The organism is Nocardia sp. NPDC059154 (genome assembly GCF_042755705.1).
Lineage (GTDB): Bacteria > Actinomycetota > Actinomycetes > Mycobacteriales > Mycobacteriaceae > Nocardia.
Genome location: NZ_JBHZCS010000007.1, coordinates 156260 through 182916, shown reverse-complemented (window position 1 = coordinate 182916; position 26657 = coordinate 156260). Strand labels below are relative to the sequence as shown.

At 68.0% G+C, this 26657-nt stretch carries 22 protein-coding genes and 1 pseudogene; 17 read left to right on the top strand and 6 right to left on the bottom strand.

Features of this window, described 5'->3' with window-relative positions; translation table 11 throughout:
* The first annotated feature begins 166 nt into the window (after window positions 1–166).
* Window positions 167–2323, top strand: a complete 2157-nt coding sequence (locus tag ACFXN1_RS09235) for a S9 family peptidase (protein ID WP_379398041.1) — start codon at window positions 167–169, stop codon at window positions 2321–2323.
* Window positions 2324–2427: 104 nt separating this feature from the next.
* Here the strand turns inward: ACFXN1_RS09235 and ACFXN1_RS09230 are convergent, their stop codons facing one another.
* Complete coding sequence (locus tag ACFXN1_RS09230) at window positions 2428–3936, bottom strand: glutamate decarboxylase (protein ID WP_379435743.1); 1509 nt, start codon at window positions 3934–3936, stop codon at window positions 2428–2430.
* Window positions 3937–4067: 131 nt separating this feature from the next.
* Between ACFXN1_RS09230 and ACFXN1_RS09225 the strand changes: the two genes are divergently transcribed.
* Both ACFXN1_RS09225 and ACFXN1_RS09220 read left to right on the top strand, forming a co-directional pair.
* Window positions 4068–4277 carry a hypothetical protein gene (locus tag ACFXN1_RS09225; RefSeq protein ID WP_379398037.1) on the top strand — a complete coding sequence of 70 codons (210 nt, stop codon included), beginning with the start codon at window positions 4068–4070 and terminating at the stop codon, window positions 4275–4277.
* 13 nt (window positions 4278–4290) lie between these two features.
* On the top strand, window positions 4291–5673 hold the full coding sequence (locus ACFXN1_RS09220) for a dipeptidase (protein ID WP_379435744.1): 1383 nt from the start codon (window positions 4291–4293) through the stop codon (window positions 5671–5673).
* Window positions 5674–5772: 99 nt separating this feature from the next.
* Here the strand turns inward: ACFXN1_RS09220 and ACFXN1_RS09215 are convergent, their stop codons facing one another.
* A complete protein-coding gene (locus ACFXN1_RS09215) occupies window positions 5773–6417 on the bottom strand; it encodes an MBL fold metallo-hydrolase (RefSeq protein WP_379383048.1) in 645 nt (214 codons plus the stop codon).
* Window positions 6418–6570: 153 nt separating this feature from the next.
* Between ACFXN1_RS09215 and purS the strand changes: the two genes are divergently transcribed.
* Window positions 6571–6804 carry a phosphoribosylformylglycinamidine synthase subunit PurS gene (purS, locus tag ACFXN1_RS09210; protein WP_040803258.1) on the top strand — a complete coding sequence of 78 codons (234 nt, stop codon included), beginning with the start codon at window positions 6571–6573 and terminating at the stop codon, window positions 6802–6804.
* Complete coding sequence (purQ, locus tag ACFXN1_RS09205; protein WP_364606110.1) at window positions 6801–7478, top strand: phosphoribosylformylglycinamidine synthase subunit PurQ; 678 nt, start codon at window positions 6801–6803, stop codon at window positions 7476–7478. Before purS ends, purQ begins: the two co-directional genes overlap by 4 nt.
* 17 nt (window positions 7479–7495) lie before the next feature.
* Here purQ and ACFXN1_RS09200 read toward each other — a convergent pair whose 3' ends face one another.
* A complete protein-coding gene (locus ACFXN1_RS09200; RefSeq protein WP_379435746.1) occupies window positions 7496–8563 on the bottom strand; it encodes a substrate-binding domain-containing protein in 1068 nt (355 codons plus the stop codon).
* A gap of 47 nt (window positions 8564–8610) precedes the next feature.
* Here ACFXN1_RS09200 and ACFXN1_RS09195 point away from each other — a divergent pair, with 47 nt between their 5' ends.
* Together ACFXN1_RS09195 and ACFXN1_RS09190 are read left to right on the top strand one after the other, a co-directional pair.
* A complete protein-coding gene (locus ACFXN1_RS09195) occupies window positions 8611–9048 on the top strand; it encodes a MarR family winged helix-turn-helix transcriptional regulator (protein ID WP_379435748.1) in 438 nt (145 codons plus the stop codon).
* Window positions 9049–9210: 162 nt separating this feature from the next.
* The gene (locus ACFXN1_RS09190) at window positions 9211–10518 is read left to right on the top strand and encodes a M18 family aminopeptidase (protein ID WP_379463534.1); all 1308 of its coding nucleotides are present in this window, start codon (window positions 9211–9213) and stop codon (window positions 10516–10518) included.
* Here the strand turns inward: ACFXN1_RS09190 and ACFXN1_RS09185 are convergent.
* Complete coding sequence (locus ACFXN1_RS09185) at window positions 10508–11764, bottom strand: glycosyltransferase 87 family protein (RefSeq protein ID WP_379435751.1); 1257 nt, start codon at window positions 11762–11764, stop codon at window positions 10508–10510. The two genes, ACFXN1_RS09190 and ACFXN1_RS09185, sit on opposite strands and share 11 nt — an antisense overlap.
* Before the next feature lie 190 nt (window positions 11765–11954).
* Here ACFXN1_RS09185 and purL point away from each other — a divergent pair, with 190 nt between their 5' ends.
* Complete coding sequence (gene purL / locus ACFXN1_RS09180; RefSeq protein ID WP_379435752.1) at window positions 11955–14249, top strand: phosphoribosylformylglycinamidine synthase subunit PurL; 2295 nt, start codon at window positions 11955–11957, stop codon at window positions 14247–14249.
* Between the two features lie 94 nt (window positions 14250–14343).
* On the opposite strand, the gene ACFXN1_RS09175 is transcribed toward purL, so the two are convergent.
* Window positions 14344–14631, bottom strand: a complete 288-nt coding sequence (locus tag ACFXN1_RS09175; protein ID WP_354831026.1) for a YiaA/YiaB family inner membrane protein — start codon at window positions 14629–14631, stop codon at window positions 14344–14346.
* Window positions 14632–14782: 151 nt separating this feature from the next.
* On the opposite strand from ACFXN1_RS09175, the gene ACFXN1_RS09170 reads away from it, so the two are divergent.
* The 3 genes from ACFXN1_RS09170 to ACFXN1_RS09160 are packed head-to-tail and all read left to right on the top strand — an operon-like array spanning window position 14783 to window position 17621.
* Window positions 14783–16537: an alpha/beta hydrolase gene (locus tag ACFXN1_RS09170; RefSeq protein WP_379435754.1), complete on the top strand. Its 1755-nt coding sequence runs from the start codon at window positions 14783–14785 to the stop codon at window positions 16535–16537.
* Window positions 16538–16539: 2 nt separating this feature from the next.
* A complete protein-coding gene (locus ACFXN1_RS09165; RefSeq protein ID WP_379435756.1) occupies window positions 16540–17190 on the top strand; it encodes a type II CAAX prenyl endopeptidase Rce1 family protein in 651 nt (216 codons plus the stop codon).
* Window positions 17191–17234: 44 nt separating this feature from the next.
* Entirely contained in the window at window positions 17235–17621 is a 387-nt protein-coding gene (locus tag ACFXN1_RS09160; protein ID WP_379435758.1) for a sterol carrier family protein, read from the top strand.
* A 10-nt stretch (window positions 17622–17631) separates the two neighbouring features.
* Here ACFXN1_RS09160 and ACFXN1_RS09155 read toward each other — a convergent pair whose 3' ends face one another.
* On the bottom strand, window positions 17632–18990 hold the full coding sequence (locus ACFXN1_RS09155; RefSeq protein ID WP_379435759.1) for a YhgE/Pip domain-containing protein: 1359 nt from the start codon (window positions 18988–18990) through the stop codon (window positions 17632–17634).
* Between the two features lie 113 nt (window positions 18991–19103).
* On the opposite strand from ACFXN1_RS09155, the gene purF reads away from it, so the two are divergent.
* From purF to ACFXN1_RS09125, 6 genes and pseudogenes are all read left to right on the top strand, one after another.
* On the top strand, window positions 19104–20669 hold the full coding sequence (purF, locus tag ACFXN1_RS09150; RefSeq protein ID WP_379435761.1) for an amidophosphoribosyltransferase: 1566 nt from the start codon (window positions 19104–19106) through the stop codon (window positions 20667–20669).
* A 10-nt stretch (window positions 20670–20679) separates the two neighbouring features.
* Window positions 20680–20724, top strand: a pseudogene (locus ACFXN1_RS09145) (hypothetical protein); the annotation flags it as partial.
* A gap of 223 nt (window positions 20725–20947) precedes the next feature.
* Window positions 20948–22534 carry an ABC transporter substrate-binding protein gene (locus ACFXN1_RS09140; protein ID WP_379435762.1) on the top strand — a complete coding sequence of 529 codons (1587 nt, stop codon included), beginning with the start codon at window positions 20948–20950 and terminating at the stop codon, window positions 22532–22534.
* 118 nt (window positions 22535–22652) lie between these two features.
* Window positions 22653–23663 (top strand): ABC transporter permease, encoded by a 1011-nt coding sequence (locus tag ACFXN1_RS09135; protein ID WP_379463537.1) that lies wholly within the window; start codon window positions 22653–22655, stop codon window positions 23661–23663.
* Window positions 23663–24724, top strand: a complete 1062-nt coding sequence (locus tag ACFXN1_RS09130) for an ABC transporter permease (RefSeq protein ID WP_379435764.1) — start codon at window positions 23663–23665, stop codon at window positions 24722–24724. The genes ACFXN1_RS09135 and ACFXN1_RS09130 overlap by 1 nt, the downstream gene beginning before the upstream one ends.
* The gene (locus ACFXN1_RS09125) at window positions 24717–26453 is read left to right on the top strand and encodes an ABC transporter ATP-binding protein (protein ID WP_379435765.1); all 1737 of its coding nucleotides are present in this window, start codon (window positions 24717–24719) and stop codon (window positions 26451–26453) included. Before ACFXN1_RS09130 ends, ACFXN1_RS09125 begins: the two co-directional genes overlap by 8 nt.
* The last annotated feature ends 204 nt before the right edge of the window (window positions 26454–26657 follow it).

Sequence of the window (26657 nt, the reverse complement as noted above, 5' to 3'; positions counted from 1 at the left end):
AGACCCTCCTTCTCCCCCCCCCACAACACCCCCCAACCCACCAAGGAAACGAGAAAAAGACGACTCCGCCCCCTCCCCCCCCCCCCCCCCGCCGGGGCCCCCCCACCACGCCCGGTACCGCCGGGTCGGGGGTGCGCGGTGGGGGATCGCTACTAACGTGGTGCCCATGGCTTTGGACAGTGGTAGCGCGATCTCAGTAGACGGCGCGGTGGTGGCGCCGATCGCCAAGCGGGCTCCGATGGAGCGCGTGCACCACGGGGATGTCTTCATCGACGAGTACGAGTGGCTGCGGGAGAAGACGGATCCCGAGGTCACCGCGTATCTGGAGGCGGAGAACGCCTATACCGACGCGCAGACTGCGAAGCTGGGCCCGCTGCGGGAAAAGATCTTCGAGGAGATCAAGTCGCGGATCCAGGAGACCGATCTGTCTCTCCCGACCCGGATGGGCGAGTTCTGGTACTACTCGCGCACCTTCGAGGGCAAACAGCACGGCGTGCACTGCCGCTGCCCGATCGCCGGTCCGGACGACTGGACCCCGCCCAAGCTGGAGGCGTCGGCCACCATGCCCGGTGAGGTGGTCCTGCTGGACTCCAATGAGCTGGCCGAGGGCCACGACTATTTCGCGCTCGGCGCGTTCTCCATCAGCCACGCCGGTGACATGCTGGCCTACTCGGAGGACACCTCCGGTGACGAGCGCTATGTCCTGCGCTTCAAGAACCTGACCACCGGTGAGCTGCTGCCCGACGAGATCACCGGCGTCACCCAGGGCGCGACCTGGTCGCTCGACGGCGCGTACGTCTTCTACTCGACCTACGACGACGCGTGGCGGTCCGACACCGTGTGGCGGCACAAGCTGGGCACGCCGATGTCGGCCGATGTCCAGGTTCTCCATGAGCCGGATGCCCACTACTCGGTGGGCGTGACGGCGACCAATTCGGAGAAGTACCTGCTGCTCTACGTCGAATCCAAGATCACCACCGAGAACTGGATCCTGGAGGCCGACAACCCCGAGGGCGAATTCCGGCTCATCATGCCCCGGCGCGAGGGCGTCGAGTACTCGGTTGATCATGCGGTGGTGGGCGGCGAGGACAAACTGCTCATCCTGCACAACGACGTGGTCGACGGGGTCAAGGCCGAGAACTTCGTGCTCGCCGAGGCTCCGCTGCACGATCCGACCAACCAGACCATCCTGATTCCGCACCGCGACGATGTCCGCCTCAACGGCCTGGAGTCCTTCTCCGACAAGCTGGCGGTCAGCTATCGGCGCGACGCGATGCAGCGGGCCGCGGTCTGGCCGCTGACCGACACCGGGTACGGCGAACTGCACGAGATCGATTTCGGTCTGGAGCTGTTCGACTCCGGGTTCGGCGCCAATCCGGAGTGGGAGCAGCCGATGCTGCGGGTCGGGGTCACCTCCTACATCACCCCGATGAAGATTTTCGACTACGTGCCCGACACCGACGAGCTGCTGCTGCGCAAGGAGCAGGTGGTGCTCGGCGACTACAACCCCGATGACTATGTGCAGCACCGGGATTGGGCGGTGGCCGCGGACGGCACCCGGGTGCCGATCTCGGTGGTCATGCGCAAGGATGCCCCGGCCGGTCCGAAACCGTTGCTGCTCTACGGCTATGGCTCCTACGAGGCGCCGATGGATCCGTACTTCTCGGTGGGGCGGTTGTCGCTGCTGGATCGCGGCATGGTCTACGCGGTCGCGCATGTCCGCGGTGGCGGCGAGATGGGCCGGCGCTGGTACGAGGAGGGCAAGAAGCTCGAGAAGAAGAACACCTTCACCGACTTCGTCGCCTGCGCACGGCATCTGGTGGATTCCGGTGTCACCGCGCCGGACCGCATGCTCGCCGAGGGCGGCAGTGCGGGCGGGCTGCTGATGGGCGCGGTGGCGAACCTCGCGCCCGAGCTGTTCGCGGGCATCCTGACCAATGTGCCCTTCGTGGACCCGCTGACGTCCATCCTGGACGAGTCGCTGCCGCTGACCGTCACCGAGTGGGACGAGTGGGGTAATCCCCTGGCGGACAAGGAAGTCTACGAGTACATGAAGTCCTACGCGCCCTACGAGAACGTCGAGGCGAAGGACTATCCGGCGATCCTGGCCATCACCGGGCTCAACGACACCCGCGTGCTGTACGTGGAGCCGGCCAAGTGGGTGGCCAAACTCCGCGCCACCAAGACCGGCGATGCGCAGCTGCTGCTCAAGACGGAGATGAGCGCGGGCCACGGCGGTGTCAGCGGCCGCTACGAGAAGTGGAAGGAAGCGGCCTTCGAGCTCGCCTGGCTCCTCGACACCGTGGGCCTGGCGGACGCCTAGGCTCCGAGTCCGGAACATGAAGCGGCGGCGGGATTCCCGCCGCCGCTTCGCGGTATTCGGTTGCCGCCGTGGTTATCCGGTGGCGGCCGAACTCTCGGCCGCGCTCACTTCTTGCCGGCCTTGGATTTGGCGTGCTTGGTCTTGGCTTGCTTGGTTTCGGCCGGGGTCTCGGCGGTCTTCTTGCCGTTGATCGTGGCCTTGCCATCGGCCTTGGACCGCACCGGTTTCGCCTTGGGGGTGGGGACGACCGCGCGTGCGTTGTGCGGGAAGCCGCCCGCCTCCTCGCGGGTGAGCGAGGTCGTCATCGGGTGCTTGTCGAGCACCTGCAGGCTGCGGTGCAGGTCGGCGAGCAGCAGATCGGCCATGTCGATCGTGAAGCCGTGGCGCAGCACCGCACGCATGATGATCTCGTCCTCGCGGTCGGCGGGCAGCGGGTAGGCGGCGATGAGCCAGCCGCGGGTGCGCAGCCGATCGGACAGGTCGTAGAGGTTGTAGTCGGCGCCGTCGGCCAGTTTCCACGAGACGGCGGTGATGCCGCGGCGCGGATCGGCATCGTGGATGAGCTCGAACGGCCCGGCCTCGGCAATGCCCTTGGCCAGGTGCTGGCTTGCGGTGTAGATGGCGGTCTGCACATTGCGGTAGCCGGTGCGGCCCAGCCGGATGAACTCGTAGTACTGGGTGACGGCCTGCCCGCCGGGCCGGGAGAAGTTCAGGTTGAAGGTGGGCATATTGCCGCCCAGATAGTCGACATTGAAGATGAGCTCTTCGGGCAGATCCTCCTTGGTCCGCCAGATGGCCCAGCCCGCGCCCAGCGGTGCGAGACCGGTCTTGTGGCCGGAGGCGTTGATGGACTTGACCCGCGGAAGCCGGAAATCCCAACAGATTTCGGGTGCGCAGAACGGGGCGAGGAAGCCGCCGCTGGCCGCGTCGACGTGGATGGGGATGTCGAGTCCGGTCGCGGCCTGCAGCGCGTCGAGTGCCTTGCTGATGCCCTCGACATCCTCGAACAGGCCGGTGAAGGTCTGGCCGAAGGTGGGCACCACCATGATGGTGTTCTCGTCGCAGTAGGCGGCGATGTCGTCGGGGTGCATGGTGTAGCGCTCGCCGCGCAGCGGGATCTGGCGGATCTCCACGTCGAAGTAGCGCGCGAACTTCTCCCAGCACACCTGGACCGGGCCGCACACGAAGTTGGGGGTGCCGGTGCCGCCGCGCCGGCGCCAGCGGAATTTGGCGGCCAGGCCGCCCAGCATGGCGGCCTCGCTGGACCCGGTGGTGGAGGTGCCCAGCGTGCCCAACGGATCGGGGGAGTTCCACAGGTCGGCGAGCATGCGCACGCCGCGCTGCTCGAGTTCGGCGGTCTGCGGGTACTCGTCCTTGTCGACGATGTTCTTGTCGAGGCATTCGTTCATCAGCCGCCGGGCCTGGTCGTCGACCCAGGTGGTGCAGAAGGTGGCCAGGTTCATCCGGGAGACGCCGTCGAGCATCAGTTCGTCGTGGACGATCTGGTAGGCGACCTGCGGGAAGATCTCATGCTCCGGGAAGCCACGGTGCGGAGCGGCGCGTCTGATGCCGGGCATCGCGTAGACGTCGTCGGGTTCCGTGGTGCCGGTCATATGGCCTCCGATCGAGATTCGGCATGGGTTTGCCGAGATGATGGTAGCCAGCCGGTCATGATCGAAACTGGTTCGGCCAGCTACCGTTTCGTAATCAAGAGAAAGTTGCTGAACGGTTACTATTCAGCACTATGGACTATCAGCATGTCATAGTGCAGGCGATGTCCGCCACGCCGCCGCACCTCGGGGCGGGTGCGGTAGCCGATCAGCTGCTGACCGACACCGTCGACCGCAATCGCGCCATCTGCTATCTGATGTCGAGCTTCGGAAACCTGCGCACTCTGGAAACAATCGGTCACCTGAAGAAGGGTGAGACCGTGAAACCCGATACCGCCAAGTGATCAGGAGGATGTCATGACCACGACCGCAGGGGTGCAGGAGGATTCGAAGGTGGCCGCGCTGCGCGCGGCCGTCAAGGAACTCATGCCGCGTGCGAAAAGCGATCTCGCGCAGCTCGTCTCGTACAAATCGGTGTACGACGCCCGGCAGTTTCCGATCGAGGAGTGCGAGAAGGCCGCGCAGTGGGTGGCCGATGCGTTCGAGGCGGAGGGGCTGACCGAGGTGGGGCTGCACGAGACCCCGGACGGCAGCAATGCCGTCGTGGCCCGGAGCCGGGGGCCGCAGGGCGCGCCGACCATCATGCTCTACTGCCACTACGACGTGCAGCCGCCGCTCGACGAAGCCGCGTGGCAGACGCCGGTCTGGCAGCTCACCGAAAAGGACGGCCGCTGGTACGGGCGCGGCGCGGCCGACTGCAAGGGCAATATCGTCATGCATCTGACCGCGCTGCGGGCGCTGCGCAAGGTGTACGGCGACGAGTATCCGGTCGGGCTGGTGCTGGTCTCGGAGGGCTCCGAGGAGCAGGGCACCGGCGGCCTGGAGGAGTTCGTGCCCGGCAATGCCGACCTGCTGCGCGCCGACACCCTGCTCATCGGCGACTGCGGCAATTTCGCGGTCGGCGTGCCCACCTTCACCCAGACCCTGCGTGGCACCGTGAATGTGGTCGTCACCGTCGAAACCCTCTCCGGCCCCTTGCATTCCGGCATGTTCGGCGGTCCCGCGCCCGATGCGCTGGCCGCCATGATCCACCTGCTCGGCACCCTGCGCGACGTCGACGGCAACACCACCATCGACGGGCTGCGCAATGACCAGATCTGGCAGGGTCATGAGTATCCGGTGGGCCGATTCCGTTCCGACGCGGGCGTTCTCGACGGCGTCCATCTGCTGGGCAATGGCGAGGTCGCCGACATGCTCTGGGTCCGCCCGGCGCTCACGGTGCTCGGTATGGACGTCCCGCCCGTGGTCGGCTCCTCGGCGGCCATCCAGCCCAGGACCCGGGCCCGCCTCAACCTGCGCATCCCGCCGGGCACCAATCCGGAGGACGCGCTGAAAGCCCTGACCGCGCACCTGAAGTCGCACGCGCCGTGGCACGCGAGGGTGACGGTCGAGACCGAGGCCACCGGCTCGCCGTTCGTCGGCAGTACGGACGGCCCGGCGCGGCGGGCCATGTCGGCGGCCATGGAGGCGGCCTACGGCCGTCCCGCCACCACCGAGGGACAGGGCGGGTCGATCCCGCTGTGCAATGTCTTCGCCGACACCTATCCGCAGGCGGAGATCATGCTCATGGGCGTGGAGGAACCGAAGTGCCTGATCCACGCGCCCAATGAGAGCGTCGATCCGACGGAGATCGAGCACATGGCCCTGGCCGAGGCGCTGTTCCTGGCCTCCTACCGCTGACCCCGGGCGAGGCGGATTCGCCACGAATCCGCCTCGGCCGCAGTGGGTTACACAGCTCGCGCCGTCGGGCGGTGGCCGCTCCCGCCCGGCGGTGCGACATCAGAATTCCGCGTGATCCTCGGGTTCGATGATCTTGAATTCGGTATTGGCCGGACTCATTTCATTGAGCCGACCGAAATAGATGCCCTGTGCTTCGGGGGCGATGATGCCGTAGTGGATGGGGAACGCGACACGCGGATTTACCGCACGCAGGTAATCCACCGCCTCACTGATGCGCATCCACGGGGCGACCGCGGGAATGGCGAGAACACCGACCGGAGTCGGCGGAACCCAGAGTGAATCACCGGGATGGACGAGTTGTGCGGGATCGTCCGGAGTACCGAGTTGGAAGACGGTGTTGTCGATAACAGGGATCTCCGGATGGATGACCGCGTGCCGGCCACCACCGCCGGTAATTTGGACATCACCGACTTCGAGAATATTTCCGGCGTGCACCGGCTCCCACGGCTCGCCCCGCAGCAGCGCGGTCTGCGGATCGGACAGCAGCCTGGCCTGCGGATTCGCCTCGATCAGCGCCTCGATCCGGTGCGGGCAGATGTGATCGGGATGCTGATGCGTCACCGCAATGGCATCCAATCCGGTGAGGCCTTCGAATCCGTGCGAGAAATTGCCCGGATCGAACAGGATCTTGCTGCCGTTGAGCTCCACGAGAATGCAGGAATGTCCGAAATGGGCTATGTGCATGATTCAACGGTAGCCCGCGGGGCTGTGGTGTAGACCACGGACGGCACGACCCGGCGGTATGTCCGCCGCCCCCGCCAACTACGCTGATCAGCGATACCCCCCGCCCGGCAGGCATCCATGCCGGGCGCCGCCCCACCAGCTGAGGAGCAACGCGTGGCACGTGTCGTGGTCGAGGTGATGCCGAAGGCCGAGATCCTGGATCCGCAGGGACAAGCCATTGTCGGCGCGCTGGGGCGTCTCGGACACCCCGGCATCTCGGATGTGCGGCAGGGCAAGCGATTCGAACTCGATGTCGATGACAATGTCACCGACGCCGACCTGGAGCAGATCGCCGAATCGCTGCTGGCCAATGTCGTGATCGAGGACTGGAAGGTCGTCCGGCTGTGAGCGCCCGCATCGGTGTCATCACCTTCCCGGGCACGCTCGACGACGTCGACGCCGCCCGGGCGGTGAAACTGGCCGGTTCCGAGCCCGTTTCGCTGTGGCACGCCGATGCCGACCTCAAGCAGGTCGACGCGGTCGTCGTCCCCGGTGGCTTCTCCTACGGCGACTACCTGCGCGCCGGCGCCATCGCCTCGATGGCCCCGGTCATGGGCGAGGTCATCAAGGCCGCCGAGCAGGGCATGCCGATCCTGGGCATCTGCAACGGCTTCCAGATCCTCTGTGAGGCGGGCCTGCTGCCGGGTGCGCTGACCCGCAACGAGGGCCTGCACTTCGTCTGCCGCGACCAGTGGCTGACCGTCGAGCAGACCGACACCGCCTGGACCACCCGCTACGAGCCGGGCGCCCAGATCCTCATCCCCGTCAAGAACGCCGAGGGCCGCTACCAGGCGTCCACCGCCGTGCTCGACCAGCTGGAGGGCGAGGGCCGCGTGGTGTTCCGCTACGCGGGCGGCAACCCCAACGGCTCGCAGCGCGACATCGCCGGCATCACCTCGGCCAATCGCCGGGTCGTCGGCTTGATGCCGCACCCCGAGCACGCCACCGAGCCGCTCACCGGCCCCAGCGACGACGGCCTGGGCCTGTTCCTCTCGGTGCTGGACAGCCTCGTCAAGGCGTAGCCCCACGTGCGGCGGAACTAGATTCCGTCCAGAATCTCGAAGTCGACTCCGCCCGCCCTGGCCAGCCAGGTCGGGCGGACTGCTTGTACCCCCTCGAAACCGACCTCGCCCCACAGGGTTTCGACGACCCGCCGGTCCGCCACCGCGGCCTGGATGCACCGCACCTCGAGCGATCCGGCCAGCTCGGCCATGCCGTGCAGCGTGTGGATGGCCTCGTAGCTGGTATTGCTGAAATTGGTGAGCGTGGGCGCGAACCAGCCGTGCAGCCGGTGATAGCGGTCCAGCCGCTCCCGATCGTGCGGTCCGTTCACGAAGAAGCCCGACGGCACGAACAGATTGTGGTTCGCGCCGCCGCCCGCGGCCAGCAGCACGTTCTCGTCCACGGCCGGGCTCACCCGCACCTGCTGACCGGACCGCCCGGTCCGGGAGAACTGCAGGTTGAAGCGGGCGACATCGGCGCCCACCAGCAGCACGATGATCCCGTCGGCCAGGTCGAGCCGGGGATCGTCGAGGAAGCGGCCGAAATCCCGGGTGCGCATGGGCACGAACAGCTCCAGCGGAATCAGCTCCGGATCCTGCAGCGCCGCGCGCACGGCCTGCGCGGTGCGCCGCGGCCACACGTAGTCGTTGCCGATGATCGCCCAGCGCCGGGCCTCGAAGGAGCGCCGCAGCCAGTCCAGTGCGGGCACGATCTGGTGTTCGGGATCCGCCCCGATCATGAACAGCCCGTCCGGGACCGACTCCACGCCCTCGTGATCGGTGGCGAACAGGTACGGCACCCGCCCGGCCGTCACCCGCTCCACCGCGCGGCGCACCGCCGAGGTGTGCCAGCCGGTGACCGCGTGCACCATGCCGGTGGCCAGCAGTGCCGCCACCTCTCCGGCCACCAGGTGGGGTTCGCGCCCGCCGTCAATGTGAGTGACGCGCAATTCCCGTCCCAGAATTCCGGAATCGGAGTTGATTTCTTCCAACGCGAGAGAAATAGCCGCCTCACAGGATGGCGCGAAGATACCTCCGGGTCCCTGCTGCGGAACTATGTTGATGATCTCGATGACGTTCTCGGGATTCCCGCCGAACGGGGACATGGGCTACCCTTCCCCTCGTTCAAGCGGTTTTCTGACGGGCGGGAAATATGGCGACAATTCTAGGTGGATTTTCCACCTTGCATGGAGCCCTCCGAGCGGCCGAGCGGAGTTGGCTTCGTCACCTGGACGCCGCATTGTGTGCCAGGCGGCTCACCGCAGACCAGTGGTGCATGCTCACCAATCTGTCCGCTGACATCGGCATCACCATGAGTGAGCTGGCGTCGCGGGCGCAGCTACCCCCGTCCTCGGCCACCCGGCACGCCGACCATCTCGCCGAGCGCGGGCTCATCTTCCGGGTCGCGGCGGCCGACGACCGCCGGCGCATCCTGATCGGACTGAGCCGCCGCGGTGAGGAATTGGTCGAGGAGGTGCGCGCCGAGGAGGCGCGCGCCGAGGCCGAAATGCGCCGCAGTCTCGGAAGTGACGACTATCTGGAGCTGGTGCGGCTGCTGGGCCGCGTCGCCGAAGCCCCGCTGCCCGGGTAGCCTGGCGCAGTCCGAACGGGACAACTGATCTCGCAAGGATCGGGGTAACTCCCCGGGTACCCCCAAGATCGGTTTGGCAATCAACGCAGGCACGGAATGCCATCCCGTCAACGGCTCTCAGCTGCCCGCTGAAGTCTCGGGGAGGCGGATAAGCTCGAGCCCATGCCAGTTGCCGAGACCACCGCGACCGCCGCAGGCCTGTGCGCATTCATCGATGCCTCCCCGTCGCCGTTCCACGTCTGCCGAACTGTCGCAGCCGAACTCGACGAGCTCGGCTTCACCCGGCTGTCCGAATCGGCGCCCTGGCCCGTGGGTGGCGCGGGCCGCTACTACGTGGTGCGCGCCGGCTCCCTGGTGGCCTGGGCCGACGGCGGCCCGGACGCGGCCACCGGCTCCGGGCAGGCCGGCCCCTTCCGGGTGGTCGGCGCCCACACCGACAGCCCCAATCTGCGGGTCAAGCAGCATCCGGACACCGCCGTGGCGGGCTGGCAGATGGTCGGGTTGGAGCCCTACGGCGGCGCCTGGCTGAACTCGTGGCTGGACCGCGATCTCGGCATCTCCGGGCGACTGTCGGTGCGTGACGGAAATACGGTGCGGGAGCAGCTGATTCGCATCGACGAACCGATTCTGCGGGTGCCGCAACTGGCCATCCACCTCTCCGACGACCGGCGTGGCGTGCAGCTCGATCCGCAACGGCACGTGAACGCGGTGTGGGGGATCGGCGGCGAGCCGCGCTCGTTCCTGGCGTTCGTCGCCGAACGCTCCGGCATCGACCCGGGCGCGGTGCTGGGCTGGGAGCTGATGACCCATGATCTGGTGCCCTCCAGGCTGATCGGGCGCGACCTGGATCTGATCAGCGCGCCCCGGCTGGACAATCAGGGCACCTGCTACGCCGGGCTGCGTGCCTTCCTGGCCGCCATCGCCGAACCCGGCGCGGCGACGCCGGTGCTGGCCATGTTCGACCACGAGGAGGTCGGTAGCCAGTCCGACCGCGGCGCCCAATCCGGGCTGCTGCCCACGGTGCTGGAGCGCATCGTGCTCGCCCGCGGCGGCGGACGCGCGGAATACCTGGCGGCCCTGGCCGATTCGGTGTGCGCCTCCGGCGACATGGCGCACGCGACACACCCCAACTATCCGGACCGGCACGAGCCCTCGCACCGCATCGAGGTGAACGGCGGACCGGTGCTCAAGGTCAACCAGAACCTGCGCTACGCCACCGACGCCACCGGCGCGGGCGCCTTCGCCCTGGCCTGCGCGCAGGCGAACGTCCCGTTGCAGCGCTACGTGCACCGGGCGGATCTGCCCTGCGGCTCCACCATCGGGCCGATGACCGCGGCCCGCACCGGCATGTCCACCGTGGATATCGGCGCGGCCCAGCTGGCCATGCACTCGGCGCGCGAAATGATGGGCGCCGCAGACGTTCCCGCCTACGCGGCGGCTCTCGCGGCCTTCTTGACCCCTACGTCGTGAGCAGCGCGGCCTTTTCCGGGTCCGGGTTCGGGCGATAGCTCAGCGCCGCCACGACGAAGACGGCGAAGGTGAAGATGACGTAGCTGTTGCCGACGATCTGCTGCCACCAGTTCCAGGTGAGTTCGCGGTCGTGGTTGTGGGGGAGCAGCCACATCGGCCCGATGGCGAACATGACCACCGCCAGGCCGGCCGCGCCGAGGAACCACCGGTTGCGGCGGCCGCGGGCGACGGCATCGGCGGCCACGATCAGCGCGGGCGCGATCCACACCCAGTGGTGCGACCAGGAGACCGGGGAAACCAGCAGCACCGCAGCGGCATTCACCATCAGGGCCGCGACCGTCGCGCCGGCGTCGAGCAGGCGCTTCATCCACAGGGCGGCCAGCGCCACCGCGGCCACCGACAGCACCAGCCAGATCAGCGTCGAGATCGAGGTCGAGTAGCCGAGCCGGAACACGAAACCCTTGATCGACTGGTTGCCCGCGTACCAGGGCGGGCCGATGCGGCCGGTGTCGGACAGGGTGTGGAACCAGTACTGCGGCGAATCCTTCGGGAACAGCACGAATCCCACCGCAATCGCGCCGATGGCGGACAGCACCAGGGTGATGGCGCCCTTCCAGTCCTTGCGCAGCAGGAAGTAGAGGAGATAGCCGCCCGGGGTCAGCTTCACCGACACCGCGATGCCGATCAGCATGCCGCGCGGCCAGAAAGGCTTGCGCACCAGGCAATCCAGCGTCACCGCGGCCATCAGCACCAGGTTGATCTGCCCGAACCCGTAGGTCTCGCGGATCGGTTCCAGCAGCTGCAGCAACCCGACCGCGCCGACGACGACGGCCAGCCGGGTCTGCCACGCCAGGCTCGGCCGGATCCGGTCCAGCACCACCCACAGCGTCACACCCAGCGAGGCGATGGAGACTGCGAGCACCGCCCACTCCGCGACGGCCAGCGGCATGATGGCCAGCGGCGCGAAGAACAGCGCGGCCAGCGGGGGATACGTGAACGGCAACCCGATCCCGTACACCGCCGGCATCGGCCCGTAGAGATCCTTGCCGTCGAGCCAGGCCCGCGCGCCGTTCCGATACACCTGCAGGTCGATGTACCCGTGCCAGAGGGTCGCGAAACTGATCACCGCGGATATCGCGAAGAGCGCGACCGCGATCGCGAGCAGTTGCCCCTGCCGCCGTGTCAGCCCTCCGGGCGTGGTCACGGGTTTCTCGGTCGGATCCGCGACCCCGGATCGATCGTTCACCCGGACAGAGTAGCGGGCAGCGTTCGCGACTTCGGTTCTCGGCTGGTGCCGGGGTGTGCTCCCGAACACAGCGACAGGCGGCGCAAGTGTGAGATTTCCAGGCAATTAGACTCGGCCTGTATCTCGCCGACATCCAGCAACGCCGGCTTTCGCTTCCGACCTGCCCGGCCGAAAGGACTCTGGTATTCCCGTGACCAGCCACGTCGATACCGTCAGCAACGCCGCGGCCACCTCGGACCACCCGCAGCCCTACAAGGAACTCGGCCTCAAGGACGACGAATACGTCCGGATCAAGGAGATCCTGGGCCGGCGTCCCACCGACGCCGAGCTCGCCATGTACTCGGTGATGTGGTCGGAGCACTGCTCCTACAAGTCATCCAAGGTGCACCTGCGCTACTTCGGTGAGACCACCACCGAGGAGATGAAGAAGTCGATGCTCGCGGGCATCGGCGAGAACGCGGGTGTGGTGGACATCGGCGGCGGCTGGGCGGTGACCTTCAAGGTCGAGTCGCACAACCACCCCTCCTATGTGGAGCCCTACCAGGGCGCGGCCACCGGCGTCGGCGGCATCGTGCGCGACATCATGGCCATGGGCGCCCGCCCGATCGCGGTGATGGATCAGCTGCGCTTCGGTGCGGCCGATCACCCGGACACCCGGCGCGTGGTCGACGGCGTGGTGCGCGGCGTCGGCGGCTACGGCAACTCGCTGGGCCTGCCGAATGTGGGCGGCGAGACCGTGTTCGACTCGTCCTACCAGGGCAATCCGCTGGTGAACGCGCTGTGCGCGGGTGTCATGCGGGTCGAGGACCTGCACCTGGCCTTCGCCTCCGGCCAGGGCAACAAGATCATCCTGTTCGGCGCGCGGACCGGTCTGGACGGCATCGGCGGCGTGTCCGTGCTGGCCTCCGACACCTTCTCCGGCGACGAATCCGGTTCCGGCCGTAAGAAGCTCCCGAGCGTCCAGGTCGGCGACCCGTTCGCCGAGAAGGTCCTCATCGAGTGCTGTCTCGAGCTGTACCACGCCGGACTGGTGGTCGGCATCCAGGACCTCGGCGGCGCCGGACTGTCCTGTGCCACCTCGGAACTCGCGGCGGCCGGCGACGGCGGCATGCACATCGAACTGGACCAGGTGCCGCTGCGCGCCGCCAATATGACTCCCGCCGAGATCCTTTCGAGCGAGTCGCAGGAGCGCATGTGCGCGGTCGTCACCCCCGAGAACGTGGACGCCTTCATGGCCGTCTGCAAGAAGTGGGACGTCACCGCCACCGTCATCGGTGAGGTCACCGACGGCGAGCGCCTGATCATCACCTGGCACGGCGAGACCGTGGTGGACGTGCCGCCGCGCACCGTCGCCCACCAGGGCCCGGTCTACGAGCGCCCGGTCGAGCGGCCCGCGGATCAGGATGCGCTGAACGCGGATTCGGCCGCGCGCCTGAACCGGCCCAAGACCGGCGACGAACTGCGCGACACCCTGCTGAAGATGCTGGCCAGCCCGCAGCTGTGCTCGCGCAAGTGGATCACCGAGCAGTACGACCGCTACGTGCGCGGCAACACCGTGCTCGCCGAGCACGCCGACGCCGGTGTCATCCGCATCGACGAGGAGACCGGTCGCGGCATCGCGCTGGCCACCGACGCCTCGGGCCGCTACACCAAGCTGGACCCGTACACCGGCGCGCAGCTGGCGCTGGCCGAGGCTTTCCGCAATGTCGCCGTCACCGGCGCCACCCCGAAGGCCGTCACCAACTGCCTCAACTTCGGCTCCCCGGAGGACCCGGGTGTCATGTGGCAGTTCCAGCAGGCCGTGCGCGGCCTCGCGGACGGCTGTGCGGCCCTGGGCATTCCGGTCACCGGCGGCAATGTGTCCTTCTACAACCAGACCGGCCAGACCGCCATCCTGCCGACCCCGGTGGTGGGCGTGCTCGGCGTCATCGACGACGTGCACCGCCGCATCCCGACCGGTCTGGGCACCGAGCCGGGCGAGACTCTCATCCTGCTCGGCGAGACCCGCGACGAGCTGGACGGCTCCATCTGGGCGCAGGTCGAGCACGACCACCTCGGCGGTCTGCCGCCCCAGGTCGACCTGGCCCGCGAGCAGCTGATCTCCGAGATCCTGGTCTCGGGGTCCCGCGACGGCATGGTCTCCGCCGCCCACGACGTCTCCGAGGGCGGCCTGATCCAGACCGTGGTGGAGGCCGCGCTGGCCGGCGAAACCGCCTGCCGCATCATCATTCCCGAGGGCGCCGACCCGTTCGTCACCCTCTTCTCCGAGTCCGCGGGCCGCGTCCTGGTGGCCGTGCCGCGCTCGGAGGAGACCCGCTTCACCAAGATGTGCGACGCCCGCGGCCTCCCGTGGGCCCGCATCGGCGTGGTCGACGACGGCTCGGACTCGGTGGAGGTCCAGGGCCAGTTCAGCGTGAAGCTCGACGATCTGCGCGCCGCCCACGAGGGCACCCTCCCCGCGCTGTTCGGTACCTCCGACCACTGAACCGACTCGGCCCGAGGGCCGTGGACATTCCGAGAGCCCGCCGGTTTCCCCTCGATCCGGCGGGCTCTCGCCATTCCTGCGGTGCGGGACCAGCTCAATTGATCTTGAACGGGTCGTGTTCGGCCATCAGCTTCTCCATCCGGGCCTCGTCGATGCGGTGATGCACCTTCGAGGATTCGTGTTGATCGCGAATCACTTTCGCGAGGGTGAAACTGCTGCTCACCAGGAACAGCATTGCCATCAGCAGGAATCCGCGCTGCCAGATGTCCAGCGGGAGGTAGACGATGCCGATGATCAAGGCGCAGAAGCTGATTCCGAAGGCGATCGTGGCCTGAGCCAGAAACGCCGTGGTGCTCTTGGTGTGTGCGCTCGGAGTGCTCATGGTTGGTGAGTCTGGCGGCCCCGCCGCCGAATCGACCGAGTACATCTACTCGAGTGCACCGAGTAGAGGCCGCGGGCGACACGCCGGTGGGATGGTCCCTCTCACCTGCTGCGGTCCACGGATTCCGGCCGGTTGCGTCCATACTTGACGGGTGCTGGACTCCGCCGACGCCCTGAACCGGCTGCGCACACGTGGCGCGATGGTGTATCGGCGTGGCACGGTGGTGGCGCGGAAGGTCGAGGACGTCATCGACCTCAACCACACCGGACTGGTGGTGGCGACCATCTTCTTCGCGTGGTCGGTGACGCCGTCGCTGGTGCCGCGCGACTGGCTGTTCCAGGGTTTGATCTCCGGCCTCAATGCCGCCATCGGTTACGGCGTGGGTTGTGTGCTGCAGTGGTTGTTCCGCAAGTGGATTCGGCCGCGGATCACGATCGCGACTCCGCCCGAGTGGGCGCGCTACGTGATCAAGGTCGTCGTGGTGGTCGTCTGCATTCTGGTGGCGGGCTACATGCTGGTGCTGTCCGCCGACTGGCAGCGCGAGATCACCACCCTCATGGGCATGGAGGGCACCACCCGGGCCGCGTATCTGCGTACGGGCGGGCTGAGTTTCGCGGTCGGCGCGCTGGTGGTGGCGGTGTACCGCACGCTGCGCGAGATCGTGCGGTTCCTGGCGCGGCTGCTCAGCCGCTGGGTGCGGGTGCCGCCCGCGCTCGCGCCCGCCACCGGCGCGCTGCTGCTCACCGTGCTCATCGTGACGCTGTTCAACGGCGTCGCCACCCGCGCCTTCTTCGCGGTCGCCAACTCGGCGTTCAGTGTCCGCAACGACAAGGTGACCGAATACGCGGTGCAGCCGGCCGAACCCGAGCGTTCGGGCAGTCCGGCCTCGCTGGCCAAGTGGGAGACGCTGGGGTCGGAGGGCCGCTGGTTCGTCTCGCACGGACCCGACCCCATGCTGATCAGCGCCGTCACGGGAAAGCCCGCGCGCGAACCGATCCGGGTGTACGTCGGGTTGCAGTCGGCGGGCAAGGACACCACCGAGGAGGACCTGGCGGTCGCCGAACTCGAGCGCACCGGGGCCTTCGACCGCAAAGTGCTGGTGCTGGCGACCACCACCGGCACCGGCTGGGTGAACGGGGAGGCCGCGTCCGCCATCGAGTACATGTGGGGCGGCGACACCGCCATCGTGGCCTCGCAGTACTCGTATCTGCCGAGCGTGCTGTCGTTCCTGGCGGACCGGCAGAAGGTCGCGATCAACGGGCGGAAGATGTTCGACGCGGTGTACCAGCGCTGGTCGCAGCGGCCGCCCGAGCATCGGCCCAAGCTGCTGGTGTACGGGGAGAGCCTCGGCTCGCAGGGCTCCGAATCCGCCTTCGACGGCCTGGCCGACCTGCGCTCCAAGGTGGACGGCGCACTGTGGGTGGGCCCGCCCAACTCGAATCGCCTGTGGCAGCAGTTCGTTCAGCGCCGCGATCCGGGCACCCGCGAGGTGGAACCCATCTACGCCGACGGCCTGGTGGTCCGATTCGCGGCCACCGCAGCCGATCTGGGCAAACCCTCGGCGGACTGGCGCAAGCCGCGCATCGCCTATCTCCAGCACCCCTCCGACCCCATCGTCTGGTGGTCCTCGGATCTCATCTTCTCCCAACCGGATTGGCTCTCGGAGCCGCGCGGCGCGGATGTCTCGCCCCAGATGCGCTGGTGGCCCCTCGTCACCTTCTGGCAGGTCGTCGCCGACCTCACCAATGCCCAGGGGGTGAGCGATGGTCACGGCCACAACTACGGCTCCCTGGTGCTGGACGGCTGGGCCGCCATCGCCGCCCCACCCGACTGGGACCAGGACCTCGGTGAACGCATCCGCACCCAGATCGAACTCGCGGAGGCGTACGAGCGGGCGGTGAAATAGCCGTGCTCGCCACGGCCCGCGCCCTGCTCCGCCCGAAACCCCTTGCCGCGGCGGCGCTCCCGCTGCTGTGGAGCAACCGCATACTGCCCGCACTGGACCTGGACGTGCGCGGCCGCACCGCCGTCAGCACAACCTTCGCCGCCGCGTACACCCTGCTCTTCCGAGGCACACCGAACTGGTTGTCACCGCATGGGCTGCGTACCGGCGCGGCGGCGGCCGGGATGGTGCTCTCCGGTTACGCTGTCGCCCTGGCCCTGCCGCCCACCCGCCGTCACCTCGCCGGACTCGCCGATCGCGGCCCGGGCGTCTCCACCGTCGAATGGACCGCCCTGCACATCCCCGGCGGCACCGTCCTCACCGAAGAGCTCGTCTACCGCTCGACGCTGACGCCCCTGCTGGATCGGGCCGCCGGGCGCCAGGGAAATGCTTTGGGCGCGTTCGTCTTCGGTCTGTCACACATCCAACCTGCTCGCGCCGCAGCCGATCCGGTCCGCGCAACGGTGGCCCTCACCACCGCCGCGGGTCTGCTCTTCGACGGGTTGCGCCGCCACACCGGCAGCGCCACCGCCCCGGCCCTGCTGCACCTGGCCCTCAATGCCGGCGGAGCCCTGGCCCCACGGGTCGCCCGGCGCCTTGCCCGAGGTGAGCGTTAGCCCGCGAAAGGGGGATGTCGGCGCGCCGCAGTAGCCTCGGCGGCATGGCGCGACGAGGTGCGGTGGATCCGGCGGAGGTGCGGACGGCGGTAGCGGCGGTGAAGGAGTGGCTGCGCGACGAGACCACGGTGCCGCCCTCGCGCACCGAGCTCGCGGCCGCCGTGCGCGGGACTGCGCGGGCATTGGCGGCGGATGCGCCCGGGCATTCGGTGGAGGTGCGAGTACCGCCGTTCGTGGCGGTGCAGTGCATCGAGGGCCCCAGACACACCCGGGGGACGCCGCCGAATGTGGTCGAAACCGACCCCCGCACCTGGCTGCTGCTGGCCACCGGGCTGCTCGGCTTCGACATGGCGCGCGAATCCGGTGCACTGTCCGCCTCCGGCAGCCGGGCGGGCGAGGTCGCGCGGTGGCTACCGGTGGTGCGGGCCTGACGCTGCGGCGCTAGGCGTCGGCGGGTTTGGCGTGCTTGCCGCCGCCGGTATCCGGGGTCTCGACGGGCTTGCGCTCCAAGCCCTTTCGATCGTAGACGCGGGTGATGAACAGACCGCCGACGACGGCGATGACCAGGCCGAGCACCGCCATCCACACGCCGCGGGTGAGCCCGGCCCGGCCGTTGCCGTAGAAGTACAGGATCGAGCGGGTGCCCAGGAAGACCTGGTGCATGGGCTCGAACTTGGCCAGCCAGCCGAAGTACCTGGGTGTCGCCTCGATCGGAATGGTGCCGCCGGAGGAGGGCAGGCCCAGGATGATGAAGATGATCAGGTTGATGATCAGGCCCGCGGTGCCGACGGCGGCCAGCATCGAGGTGCAGGTGAAGCCGACCGCCACGATCACCAGGGTGCCGTAGATGAACAGCAGCAGCGGTCTGTCGATCGGCATGCCGAGCGCGGCTGCGATGCCCATCAGCGCACCCGAGACCGCCAGCGCCATCACCACCACCGCCGACCATTTGATGAGCAGCGTCTTCACCCGCGAGATCGATGCGCGTGGATAGTGCACGTACCACGGCCCCCACTCGGTCGGCAGGAACCCGAGGGCCGAATCGATGAGCTGGTGGATGATCATCGCCCCGACCATGCCGACCAGCAGGAGCAGCAGGCTGTAGAAGAACGCGGTCAGGCCTTCGCCGGAACCGCCGGGCAGCGGCCAGAATTGGTCGACGACGATATTCAGAGGTTGCGCCAGCACCAGCCGGGTGGCCGCGGTGAGTTCCGTCGGGGGTGCGCCCGGAGCCGGCGTCAGCTGCGCCTTCACCTGGTCGGTCAGCTGCTGCCCGACCTGAGCGTTCACCTGGGTGAGAGCTCGCTCACCGAATTTCTGCACCACGGCGGTGGCGAACGCGCCGGTACGCGGATTGGTCTGCAGCGTGATGATCGGCTTGGCGATGTCGCCGGGCACCACACTGCCGACACCCAGAATGCCGAGCCGCTTGGAGAAGTCGGACGGAATGATGATCGTGCCGTACACCCGAGCGGACTGCATCTGCAGCTGCGCCTCGTTGATGCCGAGCACCCGCAGATCGATCTGGTCCGACGGCACCGCCTGCTGTAGACCGTCGGAGATCTGATCGCCGAAGTTGACGTGCTTGCCGCCGATATCGTCGCCGACATCCTGATTCACCAGGGCGATCGGAAAGTCGTGCAGATTCTTCTCCGGATCGACCACGTAATCGAGGTACATGACGCCCAGCAGCGAGGCGAGCAAGGTGACCACCACAATGGGAAACACCCACCTGAACGGGCTCAGATGCCTGGGTCGCGGAGCGGTTTCCGCACTGCAGGTGCTTTCGGTGCTCGCCACGGTCGAACGCTAACAGCAAACCGCTTGCCATCCCCGTTATCCCAACGGTGGGTTGCCTTGGGGTTACCCGTAGAATGGCGAACGCCCCCAGCCCGCCGAACAGGGAGCAAACGGTGACTCTCCCCTCCGCCACCACCACCTCCGACCAGGACGAGAACGAACCGCGCGAAGAGTGCGGTGTGTTCGGCGTCTGGGCACCGGGCGAAGATGTGGCAAAGCTCACGTATTACGGACTTTACGCATTGCAGCACCGCGGTCAGGAGGCGGCGGGCATCGCCGTCGCCGACGGCGCGCAGGTGCTGGTTTTCAAGGATCTCGGCCTGGTCAGCCAGGTCTTCGACGAACAGACCCTGGCCGCCATGCCCGGCCACGTGGCCGTCGGCCACTGTCGTTACTCCACCACGGGTTCCACTACCTGGGAGAACGCGCAGCCCATCTTCCGCACCACCGCGGTCGGTACCGGAATCGCGCTGGGCCACAATGGAAATCTGGTCAACACCGCCGAATTGAGTACGCGGGCACGGGAACTCGGACTGGTCACCGGCCGGCTGGCGGGCACCGTGGCCGCCACCTCCGACTCCGATGTGATGACCGCGCTGCTGGCGCACGCGGCCGCCGACAAGAGCATCGAGCAGGCCGCCATGGAGCTGCTGCCGACGCTGCAGGGCGCCTTCTGCCTGACCTTCATGGACGAGCACACCCTCTACGCCGCCCGCGACCCGCACGGGGTGCGCCCGCTGTGCCTGGGCCGGCTGGACCGCGGCTGGGTCGTTGCCAGTGAGACCGCCGCCCTCGACATCGTCGGCGCGTCCTTCGTGCGCGAGATCGAGCCGGGTGAGCTGCTCGCCATCGACGCCGACGGCGTCCGCTCGCTGCGCTTCGCCAATCCGACGCCCAAGGGCTGCGTCTTCGAATTCGTGTACCTGGCCCGGCCCGACTCCACCATCTCCGGCCGTTCGGTGCACGCCACCCGGGTGGAGATCGGCCGCCGCCTGGCCGCCGAGCACCCGATCGAGGCCGATCTGGTCATCCCGGTGCCGGAGTCCGGCACCCCGGCCGCCGTCGGCTACGCACAGGGCTCCGGTGTGCCCTACGGCCAGGGCCTGATGAAGAACGCCTACGTGGGCCGCACCTTCATTCAGCCCAGTCAGACCATCCGCCAGCTCGGCATCCGGTTGAAGCTCAATCCACTACGCGAGGTGATCCGCGGTAAGCGGCTCATCGTGGTGGACGACTCCATCGTGCGCGGCAACACCCAGCGGGCCCTGATCCGCATGCTCCGCGAGGCGGGCGCGTTGGAGATCCACGTGCGCATCGCCTCCCCGCCGGTCAAGTGGCCCTGCTTCTACGGCATCGACTTCGCCTCGCGCGCGGAGCTGATCGCCAATGGCGCGGGCCCCGAGGGCATCGAGGGCGAGAGCCTCGACGACATGGTGGAGGGCGTGCGCCGCTCCATCGGCGCGGACACCCTCGGCTATATCTCGCTCGAGGGCATGGTCGCCGCCACCGAGCAGCCGCGCTCGCGGCTGTGCTGCGCCTGCTTCGACGGCGACTACCCGATCGCGCTGCCGGCGGAGAACGCCATCGGCAAGAACGTGCTCGAGGGCATGCTGTCCGGTGCGACCGAGACCGAGCTGCTGGCGGACAATGTCAATGCCTCGGCGCTGAGTCGCCCATAAGCACAAGCCCTGCGTCGCCCGTAAGCCCAAGCATTCACGGTGCCCGTTCGCGTAATCGCGAACGGGCACCGTGCTTTTCCCGCTCCGAACAGGGAAATTCGGTGGCGTAGTTGCGACATGGGCGTCTCGGGGCGGATGGCTCGATTTGTGTACCGATTGTTCCGAAACGCAACACGCCGGTTATAACCGGTCGATACTGTGCCCAGCCAAAGGATGTCCACCGCGGCGCGGCGGGACCGTGACCCGGCCGCTGCGCTGCGCTTCGAGAGCAGGGCAGTATGCGCGCGAGAAGAGTTGCGGCAGTAGGTTTTGCGGGACTAGCGGTGCTGGCGGTCGCCGGCTGTGGTTCGGGTAAGACATCGGACAGTGGTGGGGGAGCGGGAATCCTGGTCGGCACGACCGACAAGGTCACCTCACTGGATCCCGCCCGGGCCTACGACAACGGCTCACTGCTGGCGGAAACCCAGGTCTACCAGTTCCTGATGAATTTCCCGGCGGGCGAGGCGGTGCCGAAACCCGACGCCGCCGACAAGTGCGAGTTCACCTCGCCGACCGTCTACACCTGCACGCTCAAACCCGGATTGAAATTCGCCAATGGTGATCCCCTCACCGCGCAGAGCGTGAAGTTCTCCTTCGACCGCATGGTGAAGATCGACGACCCGCAGGGCCCGAAGGCGCTGCTGGACAACCTCGATCACACCGATGCCCCCGACGACAAGACCGTCGCCTTCACCCTCAAGAAGGGCAACGACCAGACCTTCCCGGCCATCCTGCCCACCCAGGCGGCGGCCATCGTGGACGAGAAGGTCTTCCCGGCCGACAAGGTGCTCGCCGACGAGGACATTGTGAAGGCCAAGCCGTTCTCCGGTCCGTACACCATCACCAGCTACGACAAGAACAAGCTGGTCGAGTACAAGTCCAACCCGGACTACAACGGCCTGTTCGGCAAGCCCAAGACCGACGCGGTCACGGTGAAGTACTACGCCGAGGCGGCCAACCTGAAACTCGATGTGCAGCAGGGCAATATCGACGTCGCCTGGCACACCCTCACCCCGACCGACCTGGACTCGCTGAAGACCAGCGACAAGGTGACCGTGCACCAGTCGCCCGGCGGCGACACCCGCTACATCGTGTTCAACCTCAACACCCAGCCCGGCGGCAATCCCGCCCAGAAGCTGGCCGTGCGCAAGGCCGTCGCCGTCGCCGTCGACCGCGAGGCGCTGGCCAACAGCGTGTTCAAGGGCACCTGGGCCCCGCTGTATTCGCCGGTGCCCAAGGGTGTTCCGGGCGGCACCGAGGCCCTGAAGGACATCTACGGCGCGCTGCCGAACAAGGACGCGGCCGCCAAGTTCCTCTCCGACGCGGGCGTGGCCACGCCGGTCGAACTGAACCTGCAGTACACCACCGAGCACTACGGGACCGTCAGCTCCGAGGAGTACGCCGCCGTCAAGAGCCAGCTCGAGGCCACCGGGCTGTTCAAGGTGAATCTGCAGTCCACCGAATGGGTCGCCTACCAGAAGGCCCGCTCCACCGACGGCTACCCGGTATTCCAGTTCGGCTGGTTCCCGGACTACCCGGACGCCGACGACTACCTGCGCCCCTTCTTCACCGAGGACAACTTCCTGCGCAACCACTTCGGCGATCCGAAGATCACCGCGGAGCTGAACGCCGAACTGACCGAACCGGATCCGGCCAAGCGGACCGCCGCGCTCGCCACCGTGCAGCACGACCTGATGGCCGATTTCCTGCCCATCGTGCCGCTGCTCACCGGCAACCAGATCGCGGTGGCGGGCAAGAACATCCAGGGCGTGGACAACACCCTGGACCCCTCGTCCAAGTTCCGCTTCGGCGTGCTGAGCAAGTAGTCGGATGGTGACGACCACCGAACCCGAGGGCGGGCCGGCGATCCCGGCCCGCCCGGCGGGTACACGAACGCACTGCAGGTTCTTCCCGGCCCGCCGCGGCGACACCCGCTACGGCGCGCTGGCGCGGTACCTCGGGGTACGAGCCCTGCTCATCATCCCCACCACGTGGATCCTGGTGACCCTGGTCTTCTTCCTGATGCGGGTGATCGGCGATCCCATCACCGCCGCGCAGGGCGGGCGGCTCACCCCCGAGGAGTTGCAGCGGCGCAAGGAGGCCGCCGGACTCACCCGGCCCATCCTCACCCAGTACCGGGAATACCTGTCCGGCCTGCTGCGCGGGGATTTCGGCCGCTCCCAGGACAATCGGGCCATCAGCGACGTCATCGTCACCTACGGTGCGGCCACGCTGGAACTGGTGTTCTGGGCACTCCTCGTGGCCTTCGCGGTGGGTGTGCCGCTGGGCAGATACGCCGCCACCAAACGGGATTCGGCCGCCGACGTGAGCCTGCGGTTGTTCGCGATCCTGGTGTACGCGGCCCCGGTGTTCTTCGTGGGCCTGCTGTTGAAGCTGATCTTCGCGGTCAAGCTGGGCTGGCTGCCCGTGGCCGGGCGGGCCACCACGACCGTGGAGTTGCAGCTGCAGCACGTGTCGCCCAAGACCAACATCATGATCGTCGACGCGATCCTCTACGGCGACACCGGGAACATCATCGACGTGCTGAAACACGCTGTGCTGCCGGCGATCGCGCTGGGCCTGCTCACCGCGGGCGTGTTCCTGCGACTGGTGCGGATCAACCTGATCCAGACCCTGCGCTCGGGCTACGTGGAGGCCGCCCGGGCCCGCGGCCTGTCCGACCGCGTCGTCACCGGACGGCACGCCTTCCGCAATGCCCTCATCCCGGTGGTCACCGTCATGGGCATGCAGATCGCCATGATGCTCGGCGGCGCGGTGCTCACCGAAACCACCTTCGAATGGAAGGGATTGGGCTACCAGCTCGCCACCTACCTGCAGGCGCGCGACTTCGTGGCGGTGCAGGGCATCGTCGCGTTCATCGCCATCGTGGTGGCCGTCATGAGCTTCCTGGTGGACCTGATCGTGGCGCTGATCGACCCGAGGGTGAGGTTCTGATGACCGTCATCGAAACCGGCGTGCGGGCGCCGGTCCCGCCGATCCGCTCCCGGCTGCGGATCCCCGGAACGGCCCTGGTGCGCATGACCTCCGGGCTGCAGCGGGCCACGCTGCTGCTCGGGCTCGCCCTGGTCGCGGGGTTCATCCTGGTGGCCGTCTTCGCGCCCCTGCTGGCGCCCTACGGATTCGCGCAGAACGCCTCCGGCGGCGTCGATTTCGCGCGGCAGCAGGCGCCGTCGGCCGCGCACTGGTTCGGCACCTCGGTGCGCGGGGAGGACGTGCTCTCCCGCGTCCTCTTCGGGGCGCGCACCGCGCTGTCGGTGATCGCGGTATCGCTGGTGCTGTCGCTCATCGTCGGCGTGCCGCTGGGCCTGGTGTCCGGCTACCTCGGGCGCTGGGTGGACCGCGTGCTGGTGCTGTTCATGGACGCCATGTACGCGTTCCCGTCGCTGCTGCTGGCCATCGTGGTGTCGATCGTGGTGTCCGGCGGGCAGTCCAGCAGCTTCGGCGGCATCCTGTCGGCGGCCATCGCCATCACCGTCATCTTCGTGCCGCAGTACTTCCGGGTGGTGCGCAACGCCACCATCTCGGTGAAACAGGAACCGTACGTGGACGCCGCGCGCGTCACCGGCGCGTCCACGCTGCGAATCCTGTTCCGGCACATCCTCGCCAATGTCACCCAGTCGCTGCCGGTACTGATCACCCTGAATGGCGCGGAGGCCATCCTCACGCTCGCCGGGCTGGGCTTCCTCGGCTTCGGCATCGAACCCACCCAGGCCGCGGAATGGGGCTACGACCTCAACAAGGCGCTGGCCGACGTCTCCAACGGCATCTGGTGGACCGGCGTATTCCCCGGCGCCGCCATCGTGATCGTGGTGCTCGGCATGACCCTGGTCGGCGAGAGCCTCAACGAGGTGCTCAACCCGCTGCTGCGCACCCGCCGCGCCGCCACCGCGGCGGCCACCGCCACCGCGGCGGCCACCGACACCGAGCCCGCGGCCACCGACACCGAGCCCGCGGCCACCGACACCGAACCCGCGCAGGAGGCGGCCGATGCCTGAACCCGTCCTGTCCTTCGACTCCCTCACCGTCACCTTCGCCACCGACGCCGGGGCCGTCACCGCCGTGAAAAACGTGTCCTACCAGGTGTATCCGGGCGAGGTACTGGCCGTGGTCGGCGAATCCGGCTCCGGCAAATCGGTCAGCTCGCGCACCGCCATGGGACTGCTGCCGCCCACCGCCGACGTCCGCGGGCACGTCCTGCTGGGCGCGAAAGCGATCACCAGGATGAGCGAGAAGGAACTCACCGCGGTCCGCGGCGGAGCCGTCTCCATGATCTTCCAGGAGCCCGGCGCGGCCCTGGACCCGCTGTTCACCGTCGGCTTCCAGATCGGCGAGGCACTGCGGGCGCACTCGGGCATGAAGCGGAAACCGGCCCGCGCCAAGGCCATCGAACTACTGCGCGCCGTCGGGCTGCCCGACCCCGAGGCACGGGTGGACTACTACCCGCACCAGCTCTCCGGCGGCCAGAAACAGCGCGTGGTGATCGCCATCGCCATCGCCTGCGAACCCCGGGTGATCATCGCCGACGAACCCACCACCGCCCTCGACGTCACCGTGCAGGCCGAAATCCTGGCACTACTCCGGGATCTGCGCGACCGCATCGGCGCGGCCATCGTGCTCATCACCCACAATATGGGCGTCGTGGCCGACCTCGCCGACCGCGTCGTGGTGATGCGTGAGGGGCGCATCGTCGAAGACGCGGCGGTGGAAAAGCTTTTCGCCGAACCCGAGCACGAATACACCCGTGCTCTCTTGGCCGCGGTGCCGAAACTACATGTGCTGCCGGATAACTGGGAAGCCGCAGAGCATCCCAGTGACAGTGCACCGGCCGCTGGGGTCGAGGCCCGAGCCGACTCGGCGCCCGTCGCCGGGGCGGCACTGGCGAGAACGATTGTCCGCGAACCCATTCCGGCCGACGCCGCCACCCTGCTGGAGGTCTCCGGCCTGGTGGTGGAGTTCCCGGCCCCGCTCGGCCGGCCGTCCTTCCGGGCCGTGAACGAGGTCGGCCTCACCCTGCGCCGCGGCGAAACCCTCGGCCTGGTCGGCGAATCCGGCTCCGGCAAGTCCACCATCGGCCGCTGCGTGGCCGGTCTGCAGCGGCCCACCGCGGGCAGCGTCCGAGTGCTCGGCACAGATATCGCGGGCCTCTCCGAACGCCGGCTGCGGCCCATCCGCCGCCGCTTCGGCTTCGTCTTCCAGGACCCCGCCACCTCCCTCAACCCGCGCCTCACCATCGGCGACTGCGTGGCCGAACCGCTGCTGGTGCACAAACAGGCCAAGGGCGCGGCCGCCCGCGACCGCGTCCGCCGCCTCCTCGACGACGTTCAACTCCCGGCCGGGGTGGAAAAGCGCTACCCGCACGAACTTTCCGGCGGCCAGCGCCAAAGGGTCAGCCTGGCCCGGGCCCTGGTACTCAATCCCGACCTGCTGGTCGCCGACGAACCCACCAGCGCCCTGGACGTCTCCGTCCAGGCCCGGGTGCTCGAACTGTTCGCGGGCCTCCAGCGCGAGTTCGGCTGGGCCTGCCTGTTCATCAGCCACGACCTCGCGGTGGTGGATCAGCTGGCCGACCGGATCGTGGTGCTCCGCGACGGGACCGTCATCGAACAGGGCACCAACGACGACATCCTGCGCAACCCGCGCGAAGAGTACACCCGCCGACTGGTTGCCGCCGTCCCAGTCCCCGACCCGGTAGAGCAACGGCGTCGGCATCGTTACGAAACGTGACAACAGATTTCGTAGCGGTTGGGGTAACTCACCGGGTACGTCCAAAATAGATTTGGCACCCAGTCGCCGGCACGGGTGCCGAAGTCCGACGGCTCTATGCCGTCCGCTGAGTTCTCGGGGAGGCGGGTGAGCCCGCTGAATTCTCGGGGAGGCGGGCGAGCCCGCTGAGTGCTCTGGGAGGCGGGTGAGCTAGCGTGAGCAGGC

Excerpts from the sequence above, each read along its gene's own strand:
- ACFXN1_RS09235 (WP_379398041.1), top strand. The coding sequence starts at position 167 with ATGGCTTTGGACAGTGGTAGCGCGATCTCAGTAGACGGCGCGGTGGTG.
- ACFXN1_RS09230 (WP_379435743.1), bottom strand. The coding sequence starts at position 3,936 with ATGACCGGCACCACGGAACCCGACGACGTCTACGCGATGCCCGGCATC.
- ACFXN1_RS09225 (WP_379398037.1), top strand. The coding sequence starts at position 4,068 with ATGGACTATCAGCATGTCATAGTGCAGGCGATGTCCGCCACGCCGCCG.
- ACFXN1_RS09220 (WP_379435744.1), top strand. The coding sequence starts at position 4,291 with ATGACCACGACCGCAGGGGTGCAGGAGGATTCGAAGGTGGCCGCGCTG.
- ACFXN1_RS09215 (WP_379383048.1), bottom strand. The coding sequence starts at position 6,417 with ATGCACATAGCCCATTTCGGACATTCCTGCATTCTCGTGGAGCTCAAC.
- ACFXN1_RS09200 (WP_379435746.1), bottom strand. The coding sequence starts at position 8,563 with ATGTCCCCGTTCGGCGGGAATCCCGAGAACGTCATCGAGATCATCAAC.
- ACFXN1_RS09195 (WP_379435748.1), top strand. The coding sequence starts at position 8,611 with ATGGCGACAATTCTAGGTGGATTTTCCACCTTGCATGGAGCCCTCCGA.
- ACFXN1_RS09190 (WP_379463534.1), top strand. The coding sequence starts at position 9,211 with ATGCCAGTTGCCGAGACCACCGCGACCGCCGCAGGCCTGTGCGCATTC.
- ACFXN1_RS09175 (WP_354831026.1), bottom strand. The coding sequence starts at position 14,631 with ATGAGCACTCCGAGCGCACACACCAAGAGCACCACGGCGTTTCTGGCT.
- ACFXN1_RS09160 (WP_379435758.1), top strand. The coding sequence starts at position 17,235 with ATGGCGCGACGAGGTGCGGTGGATCCGGCGGAGGTGCGGACGGCGGTA.
- ACFXN1_RS09140 (WP_379435762.1), top strand. The coding sequence starts at position 20,948 with ATGCGCGCGAGAAGAGTTGCGGCAGTAGGTTTTGCGGGACTAGCGGTG.
- ACFXN1_RS09130 (WP_379435764.1), top strand. The coding sequence starts at position 23,663 with ATGACCGTCATCGAAACCGGCGTGCGGGCGCCGGTCCCGCCGATCCGC.
- ACFXN1_RS09125 (WP_379435765.1), top strand. The coding sequence starts at position 24,717 with ATGCCTGAACCCGTCCTGTCCTTCGACTCCCTCACCGTCACCTTCGCC.